The sequence below is a fragment of the Campylobacter concisus genome, from assembly GCF_902460845.1.
GTDB classification, from domain to species: domain Bacteria; phylum Campylobacterota; class Campylobacteria; order Campylobacterales; family Campylobacteraceae; genus Campylobacter_A; species Campylobacter_A concisus_X.
The window spans coordinates 30317-38285 of the sequence record NZ_CABPVS010000009.1 but is presented as its reverse complement, the minus strand read 5'-3'; the positions used below and the strand labels follow the sequence as shown (position 1 = coordinate 38285).

10 protein-coding genes are annotated in these 7969 nt (G+C 38.1%); 6 read left to right on the top strand and 4 right to left on the bottom strand.

Translation table 11 applies throughout. The features are described from left to right. The coding region (locus F3H00_RS10660) for a Cj0814-related protein (RefSeq protein ID WP_223155282.1) at window positions 1–429 on the top strand (429 nt) is incomplete at its 5' end. A gap of 145 nt (window positions 430–574) precedes the next feature. Here F3H00_RS10660 and radA read toward each other — a convergent pair. The 4 genes from radA to F3H00_RS09795 are packed head-to-tail and all read right to left on the bottom strand — an operon-like array spanning window position 575 to window position 3743. Beyond that, window positions 575–1915 carry a DNA repair protein RadA gene (gene radA, locus F3H00_RS09810; protein WP_148798950.1) on the bottom strand — a complete coding sequence of 447 codons (1341 nt, stop codon included), beginning with the start codon at window positions 1913–1915 and terminating at the stop codon, window positions 575–577. Further along, window positions 1890–2252 carry a VanZ family protein gene (locus F3H00_RS09805; protein ID WP_148798952.1) on the bottom strand — a complete coding sequence of 121 codons (363 nt, stop codon included), beginning with the start codon at window positions 2250–2252 and terminating at the stop codon, window positions 1890–1892. The genes radA and F3H00_RS09805 overlap by 26 nt, the downstream gene beginning before the upstream one ends. Beyond that, window positions 2245–3111 (bottom strand): signal recognition particle-docking protein FtsY, encoded by an 867-nt coding sequence (gene ftsY, locus F3H00_RS09800; protein WP_072594347.1) that lies wholly within the window; start codon window positions 3109–3111, stop codon window positions 2245–2247. Before ftsY ends, F3H00_RS09805 begins: the two co-directional genes overlap by 8 nt. Next, the gene (locus tag F3H00_RS09795; RefSeq protein ID WP_107789080.1) at window positions 3111–3743 is read right to left on the bottom strand and encodes a TlpA family protein disulfide reductase; all 633 of its coding nucleotides are present in this window, start codon (window positions 3741–3743) and stop codon (window positions 3111–3113) included. The genes ftsY and F3H00_RS09795 overlap by 1 nt, the downstream gene beginning before the upstream one ends. Window positions 3744–3792: 49 nt before the next feature. Between F3H00_RS09795 and F3H00_RS09790 the strand changes: the two genes are divergently transcribed. From F3H00_RS09790 to F3H00_RS09770, 5 genes are all read left to right on the top strand, one after another. Further along, window positions 3793–4437: a 5-formyltetrahydrofolate cyclo-ligase gene (locus F3H00_RS09790; protein ID WP_107789079.1), complete on the top strand. Its 645-nt coding sequence runs from the start codon at window positions 3793–3795 to the stop codon at window positions 4435–4437. After that, entirely contained in the window at window positions 4358–5911 is a 1554-nt protein-coding gene (rny, locus tag F3H00_RS09785; RefSeq protein ID WP_072594345.1) for a ribonuclease Y, read from the top strand. The genes F3H00_RS09790 and rny overlap by 80 nt, the downstream gene beginning before the upstream one ends. A gap of 9 nt (window positions 5912–5920) precedes the next feature. Then, window positions 5921–6517, top strand: coding sequence for a lipid-binding SYLF domain-containing protein (locus F3H00_RS09780; RefSeq protein ID WP_103559257.1), 597 nt, complete (start codon window positions 5921–5923; stop codon window positions 6515–6517). Beyond that, window positions 6517–7083: a DedA family protein gene (locus tag F3H00_RS09775; RefSeq protein ID WP_148798954.1), complete on the top strand. Its 567-nt coding sequence runs from the start codon at window positions 6517–6519 to the stop codon at window positions 7081–7083. The genes F3H00_RS09780 and F3H00_RS09775 overlap by 1 nt, the downstream gene beginning before the upstream one ends. Next, window positions 7080–7969: DUF945 family protein (locus tag F3H00_RS09770; protein WP_149703836.1), on the top strand; the 890-nt coding region annotated here is incomplete at its 3' end. The genes F3H00_RS09775 and F3H00_RS09770, both read left to right, overlap by 4 nt.

The window sequence follows — 7969 nt, the reverse complement described above, 5'->3', positions numbered from 1 at the left end:
GTAAATGAATTTTTAAATGAATATCGTGGCGATAGCGATTTGCTATTTATGCAAAACTCAAGGACTGTTGATCTGCTTGATAGTGATATGAGCGTTGATGAGTTTAAAGAGGAGTGGGCTAAATATGCACTAAAAGAGCGGTTTAATATAACTTTATCTGGCGAAGATGCTAAAAACGCTGTCAATATATTAAAAGAGCTAAACGAAAAAGGTGTTCAGAATATAGATAATCTTGAAAAAGAAGACAACACCAAAGAGAAGAAATTTACACCTATACAAGTTACTAAAAAATCTCACACCTATAAGCTTGAAGCCGATGAGAGATTTAAAGAGCTTTATAAATTTATAAAGAGTGAATTTGATAGTGGCAAGAGTATGTTTGAGATTTTAGAAAAAGTGGCAAAGCTTAAAGTGGATAAGAGGGCATAGGTATTTTATAAGCAAAGAATGGAATTTTTATAATTTAAATTTCAAAGAAAAAGCATAGATGCTCTCAGACTTATGTAAAAGATAAATTTCAAAAAACATGGCTTAACCAGCAAAGTATTAATGTTAAATCGTTGGCAAGATAAATTTACATCCACTCAAGCACTTGCGTGATATCTTTTGCATAAAAGCACTTTAATCCTTGCGTGTCAAGCGGTTTGTTTGGGATGATAGCATTTTTAAATTTCTGCATTTTTGCCTCTTTTAGGCGCTGATCAAGGTTGAAAATTTCTCTTATCTCGCCGTTTAGGCTTAGCTCGCCGATGAAGACGCTGTCCTTGCTAATAGGGCGGTTTTTAAAGCTGCTGATTATCGCTGCGATGACGGCTAGATCGGCCGCAGTTTCGCTTATCTTAACGCCACCTGAAACGTTTATAAAGACATCGTAGTGTCCAAGTGGAATTTCTAGCTTTCGCTCAAGAAGTGCTAGCAGCATATCTAGGCGGTTTCTTTCAAAGCCAGTTGAGCTTCGTTTTGGGTAGGCGCTTTCGCAAACAAGTGCTTGTATCTCGATACTAAGTGCCCTTGAGCCCTCCATTATGATGGTGATAGCACTGCCACTCATCGCTCCGCCACGTGTGAAAAATTTACTCGAGACCTCGTTTGCACTCACCAGTCCGTGCTGGCTCATCTCAAATATGCCAACCTCACTCGTTGAGCCAAAGCGATTTTTAAACCCACGCAAAATTCTTAGCTCTCTGCTTGCGTCACCCTCAAAATAAAGCACCACATCAACCATGTGCTCAAGCACTCTTGGTCCTGCGATCGAGCCCTCTTTGGTGATATGTCCGATGATGAAAACGCAGATATTTTGGCTCTTTGCAAGTCTCATCAGCTCAAATGTGATCTCACGAACCTGTGTGATCGAACCTGGAGCAGAGCTTATATTTTGACTATAAAGCGTTTGAATGGAGTCTATCACGAGTACTTTATAATCACTCTTTTGCACTTCAAGTAAGATATCTTCTAGGCAAATTTCAGTTAGTAGGTATAAATTTTTATCCACAGCATTTAGCCTATCAGCTCTCATTTTTATCTGACTTTGGCTCTCTTCGCCACTTACATAGAGCGTTTTTTTACCATCTTTTGCTAAATTTGAGCCGATTTTTAGAAGCAGGGTTGATTTGCCAATTCCTGGGCTGCCGCCTATTAAAACAAGCGAGCCCTCGACAACGCCACCACCAAGAACGAGGTCTAGCTCGCTATCTTTGGTGCTAAATCTCGTGAAATTTTGAATTTCTACCTCGTCGATGCTTACAGCCTTACTAGGCGCTCCGGTGCTTTTTGCTATCTCTTTGCTTATCTTTATCTCTTGCTGGCTAAGCTCGATAAAGCTATCCCAAGCCCCACATTGTGGGCATTTGCCCAGCCATTTGCTCTGCTGATTTCCGCACGCTTGACATTCAAAAACTGGCTTTGCTTTTGCCATAAATTATCCTTTTTAAAATTTCAACTACCATCACTCCAAAAGTCGCTCCGAGCATGTCAGCTACTATGTCAAGCAGGCTAAAGCTTCTATTTGGTAAAAACGCCTGAACGAGTTCTATTTGCACACCAAAGGCTAAAAGTAGGGCTAAATTTTTTAAAATTTTAAACTTATAGCCAAGATGTAGCAGAATGTAAAGGACGAAAAAAGCTAAAAAATGGTTTGCTTTGTCCCACGAGTTTTCAATGATCGTAGGACTTTTTGGAGTAAATGCAAGAAAATCAATCGCCAAAAGAGTAGCGAAAAAGCAAATTTTACTAAGAAATTTTACCCTACTCAAAAATGGCGTCCATTAGCTCGTCTAAAAACTCGTCTGGATTAAATTTGATGATATCATCCATGCTCTCACCAACACCTATATAAAATATAGGTAGCTCAAGCTCTCTTGCCACGCCAAATAGCGCTCCACCTTTTGCAGTGCCATCAAGCTTTGTGATGATGACACCATCAAGCGAGACGATATCGTTAAACGCTTTCGCTTGCGCAACTCCGGCGTTACCTTGCGTGCCATCAAGAATCAAAATTTTACGGTGTGGCGCTTTTTCATAAGCTTTTTTGCTAATACGAACGATCTTTTCTAGCTCGTTTGCCAAATTTGTCTGGTTTTGAAGTCTGCCGGCTGTGTCTAAGATCACACGGTCGATACCTTTTGCAAGGGCTGAGCTGATCGTATCGTAAGCAACAGCCGAAGGATCATGCCCTTGCTGTGTGGCGACTATTGGTACATTTAGTCTGATTGACCACTGGCGCAGCTGCTCGATCGCTCCAGCTCTAAATGTATCACAAGCGCCTAAAATGACGCTTTTGCCATTATTTTTATATAAATTTGCAAGCTTTGCGATCGTTGTCGTCTTACCAGCACCATTTACGCCAAGAATGAGATCGACAAATGGCTTATCTGGCTCGATCACGCGCTCATTTTCGTAGATAAAATAGCTACTCATAACGCGTCTTAGATCGGCTCTACTTACTTCATCTTGTGGCGGCAAGTAGTATAAAATTTCCTCCACGATCTCGTAAGCTACGTCAGCTTCAAGTAAAATTTCTTCTAAGCTCTCTTTGTCTATCTTTTTTGACTTCTTCGCTGAGCTTATCGCTCCAAAGGTCTTTTCAAAGCCTTTTTTTAGAAAATCAAGCATTATTTTGTTGCCCTATTTATGTCGTTTTCAAGCATCTCTTCAGGCACAAGACCGATGTAGCCTTGAACGTAGTCGCCATTTGCTTTAAAAAGTGCTGACGCAGGCAAGCCTTTTATGCCACCCATCGCTTTTTCAAATAAAAAATTTCCCTCGCCAACCGCGACTTCATATTTTATTTTATATTTTTGAGCAAAATCTTTTACTTCATCTTCACTTTTGTCTTCAAGTAGCACACCAACGATATCTAGCTCGTTCTTAAATTTCTCGCTTAGGTTGTTTAAGTGTGGGATCTCAGCCTTGCACGGAGGGCACCAAGTGGCGAAAAATACGTAAAGAGTTGCTTTTTTGCCATCTTTTACGTCAAAGCCATTACTTCTTTTTGTAATCTGCATGGTTGTGCCACTTAGTAGCTTTAGATTTATCTCTTTTATCTCGTTTTCTTGGGCACTTTCACTCATTTTTGGAGTGAGTGAGTCTTTGCTTAAATTTTTATCTTTGCTAGCATTTTTATCTAAAATTTTGCCTTGCGTTTGTTCGCTTGTATTTTGCTCTTTTTTTTGCTTGTTCTCGTCGCCACATCCAAAAAATGCAAAAATGCAAAGTGATGTTATAATTGCTCGTTTTAATGTCATAAATTTCCTTTTGAATAAGATTTCAGGATTATACAAGAAAGAGCATAAAATGAGCGTTAATTTAGAAAAAAATGAATTTAGAAAAAATGCAAGAGCAAATTTAATGAAACTTACTAAATTTAAGGCCAAATGCTCGCATTATAAAGCTACAAAAACGCTTTTGAAATTGATAAATTTTACAAATTCTAAGAAAGTATTGTTTTATTTGCCACTTAACTACGAAGTCGATGTGCTTAAACTAAGGCGAAATTTATCACGTAAATGTGAAATTTTTGCCCCTTTTATGGTAGGTCTTAGCTTAAAGATGGTAAGATTGCGACTGCCATTTATAACTTATAAATTTAACGTCAGACAGCCATCTGGCAAAAAAATGGATAATGTTAGACTTGATATGGCAGTAGTTCCAGCGATTGGGGTTGATGGAACTATGGCTAGGATAGGGCATGGAAAAGGATTTTATGATAGATTTTTTGACTCTTTGCCTATTAAGCCAAAACGGATAGTTTTTCTTGAGATAAAAGACTTTTACACCAAAGATGTGCTTTCAAATGCACAAGACGCGGTAGCAGGCTTTTATATAACCCCAAATAAAAATTATATAAAAAGAGGAATAAATGATAGAGGTTTTAATAGGCTTAGGAGCCGGTGTGGCGGGCGTTGGAGCAGGGTATCTATACGCCAAAAAGATAAATGATGCAAACTACAACATTTTCTTAGAACAAGCAAAAGCAAAGGCGAAAGCTATTGAGTATGAGGCTGAGCTAACGCTTAAAAATTCTAAAATTTCAGTACAAGAGGCTGAATTTGAGGCTAAAAAAAGATACGATGACAAAACGACAAAGCTTCAAAAAGAGTATGCAAGTAAATTTGATGAACTAGCCAAAAAAGAGAAAATTTTGCTAAATGAGCAAGAGCTTTTAAACGAGAGCAAAGAGCTTTTTGAAAAAGATAAGCAAGATGCAAAGATCACTTACGAAGAGGGTTTAAATTTAAAAGCGACTTATCAAAACAAAGTAGAAGAGGCGATAAGAGTGCTCGAGCACGCTGCTGGTTTAACGGAAGAAGAGGCAAAAGAGGTTGTGCTTAAAAAGGTTGAGGAGAAGTCTCGTGCAGACATCGCTCACATCGTCAGAAAATATGAAGAAGAGGCTAAAAGAGAGGCTAAAAAGAGAGTTAATTACATCTTGGCGCAGGCTACGTCAAGATTTGCTGGAGAATTTGCGGCTGAGCGTCTGATAAATGTCGTAAATATCAAAAACGATGAGCTAAAAGGTAGGATCATTGGCAAAGAGGGACGTAACATTAAGACCCTTGAAATGGTGCTTGGCGTTGATATTATCATAGACGATACCCCGCATGCGATCATACTAAGTAGCTTCAACCTTTACAGACGTGCGATCGCAACAAGAGTGATCGAGCTTTTGGTAGAGGATGGCAGAATCCAGCCAGCAAGGATAGAAGATCTTCACAAAAAAGTGACTGAAGAATTTGAGCAAAGTATACAAGAAGAGGGCGAAAATATCGTCATGGATCTTGGTCTAAATAAAATTCATCCAGAGATCGTAAAACTAATAGGCAAGCTTAAATTTAGAGCGAGCTACGGTCAAAATGCCTTGGCTCATAGCCTTGAAGTAGCTCACCTTGCTGGCATCATTGCAGCTGAGTGTGGCGGAGATGAGAAACTTGCAAAAAGAGCTGGCATACTTCACGATATCGGTAAAGCGCTAACTCACGAGTATGAGGGCAGCCACGTTGATCTTGGAGCAGAAATTTGTAAACGCTATAAAGAGCATCCAGTAGTCATCAATGCTATCTACGCTCACCACGGCCACGAAGAGGCAACAAGTATAGAAAGTGCGGCTGTTTGCGCAGCTGATGCACTAAGTGCAGCTCGTCCAGGTGCAAGGCGCGAGGTACTTGAGAGCTTCTTAAAGCGTGTCGAAGAGATCGAAAACATCGCAAAAAGCAAAGATGGCATCAAGCAAGCTTATGCGATAAATGCGGGCCGTGAAATCCGCGTCATCGCAAACGCTAAGCTCATAAACGACGATGAGGCCGTGCTTGTAGCAAAAGAGATAGCTCAAGAGATCGAGAGCAAGGTGCAGTATCCTGGTGAGATAAAAGTAAGTGTCATCAGAGAGACTCGTGCTGTTGATTTTGCAAAATAACGGCAAGATATGAAATTTCTTTTTTCAATTTTATTATTTTTCTCAATTGGCTTTGCCAGCGAGGAGCTCGTGCTGGACTCGGCAAACTCGTTTATAACAACGATGAGAGGCGCTAGAAATGCTCCTATAAAAGAGCTAATCGAGCAGTCAAAAGCAACGATCATCTTTCCAAGTGTTAAAAAGGTCGGTTTTGTAGTTGGTGGTATGGGTGGGGATGGTATCATGGTTGTTGGTAACATTAACTCGCCAAGTGAAATTTTACCAGTTAGCATAAGTGGCGGCAGTATCGGTATACAGCTTGGTTATGAAGATAGTTCGCTTGTGCTTTTTATATTTAAAGATAGCATTATCCACGATATTAAAGATGCCAAGATCACGCTTGACACGAAGCTGTCAGTAGCTTTTGGTGACATTGGACGCAATTACAGTAAAGTAAGCGATTTTAAATTTTCAAGTGATATCTACGCATATGCCGCAAATGATGGTTTTTTTGCGGGAGCTAGCTTTGGTGGAGCAGTCATCAGTGCAAGAGAAGAAATTTTAAAGCAAAGTGGCTATGCATACGAACAGCTAATAGCCTCCGCATCTAAACTTTTAGGAGATTAATGCAAGATATCATAAACTCAGTTTCAACATACGGCTATATTGTATTGTTTTTTTATAGCCTTGGTGGCGGTATGGTTGCATTAATCGCCGCTGGAATTTTAAGTTTTGCTGGCAAGATGGATATCACTCTTAGTGTAATTGTCGCTGCTGTGGCAAATACAATTGGTGACACGCTAATTTTTTATGTCGCAAGATTTAATAAAAACTCACTTATGCCTTATATCAAAAATCATAAAAGAAAGCTTGCTTATGCAGGAATTTTGGCCAAAAAACACGGCGATAAGATAATATTTATCAAAAAATTTATCTACGGCGTCAAAACTTTGGTTCCTATCGCGCTTGGACTTACGAAATATTCATTTTATAAATTTAGCATTATAAATTTGATCTCGTCAGTGCTTTGGGCGGTCATTATCGGATTTGCCAGCTTTAAAGCGGGTGATTATTTTGTAGGTGCAAGTGACTATCTTGGCGAGCATGGATATATTATGCCTCTTGCTATGGTTTGTTTATTGCTTGGAATTTGGTTTTTTTTACAACATATTACAAAAAGGAGAAAAGCATGAAAAAGGTGATATCTGCTTTAATCGTAGTTATCGTGGTAGCCATTGGAGCGGTTTATTTTGCTTCAAATGAGGTGGAGAAAAACTATCAAAGGATAGTGAATGATCTAAACAATATTAAGGGCTTTAAAATTTCTAATAACAATTACAAAAAAGGTTTTTTTGGCTCAAAAGGATCATTTGATTTTAGTGTTTCAAAAGATCTTTTGGAAAATATATTTGGTAAAAATGTAAATGAGGATTTGGTTTTTAAAGTAGAAAATGAAATTTCTCATACAGTACTTGCTTTTATAGATGGTTTTGAAATAGACTCAAAAATTTCTATCCAAAACGATATGATTAAAAATATTATCGCAACATTTATGGGATCAAATGTCATTGCAACAACTAAAACAAAAGTTAGCTTAACTGGCGATAAAGATGTAGATATCAAATTTAGCAATATTGAATTTAACGATAAGCAAAAAACTGCCGTTAATACAAAAGATATAAAGATTGGTATGACGCTTGATTCAAAAGATAGTATAAACAGCTTAAAGGTTGAAGCAGATAAGATTGTTTTGAAAGATTTTAGTGAGTACAACAAAGTTGATCTAAATATCGAAGGATTTTATATCGACTCAAGTTATAAAGAGCCAGTTAAGATTTCAAAAATTTTAGAGAGTCAGCTTGTACCTTATTTGGCAAAAGTTAAATTTAAAAGGGTGTCTTTCGCATCTAATGATATAAGTAATATTTTGATAGATGACTTTAAATATGACTCAAAATTTGAAATCTCAAATGATCTTGGAAGATCAGACGATGTTATAAAAATAGGTATAGTAGCAGTTGATAAAGTAAAATATACAGACTTTGTCTTTGATAGCAAAATCGCAAATATCAATGTACC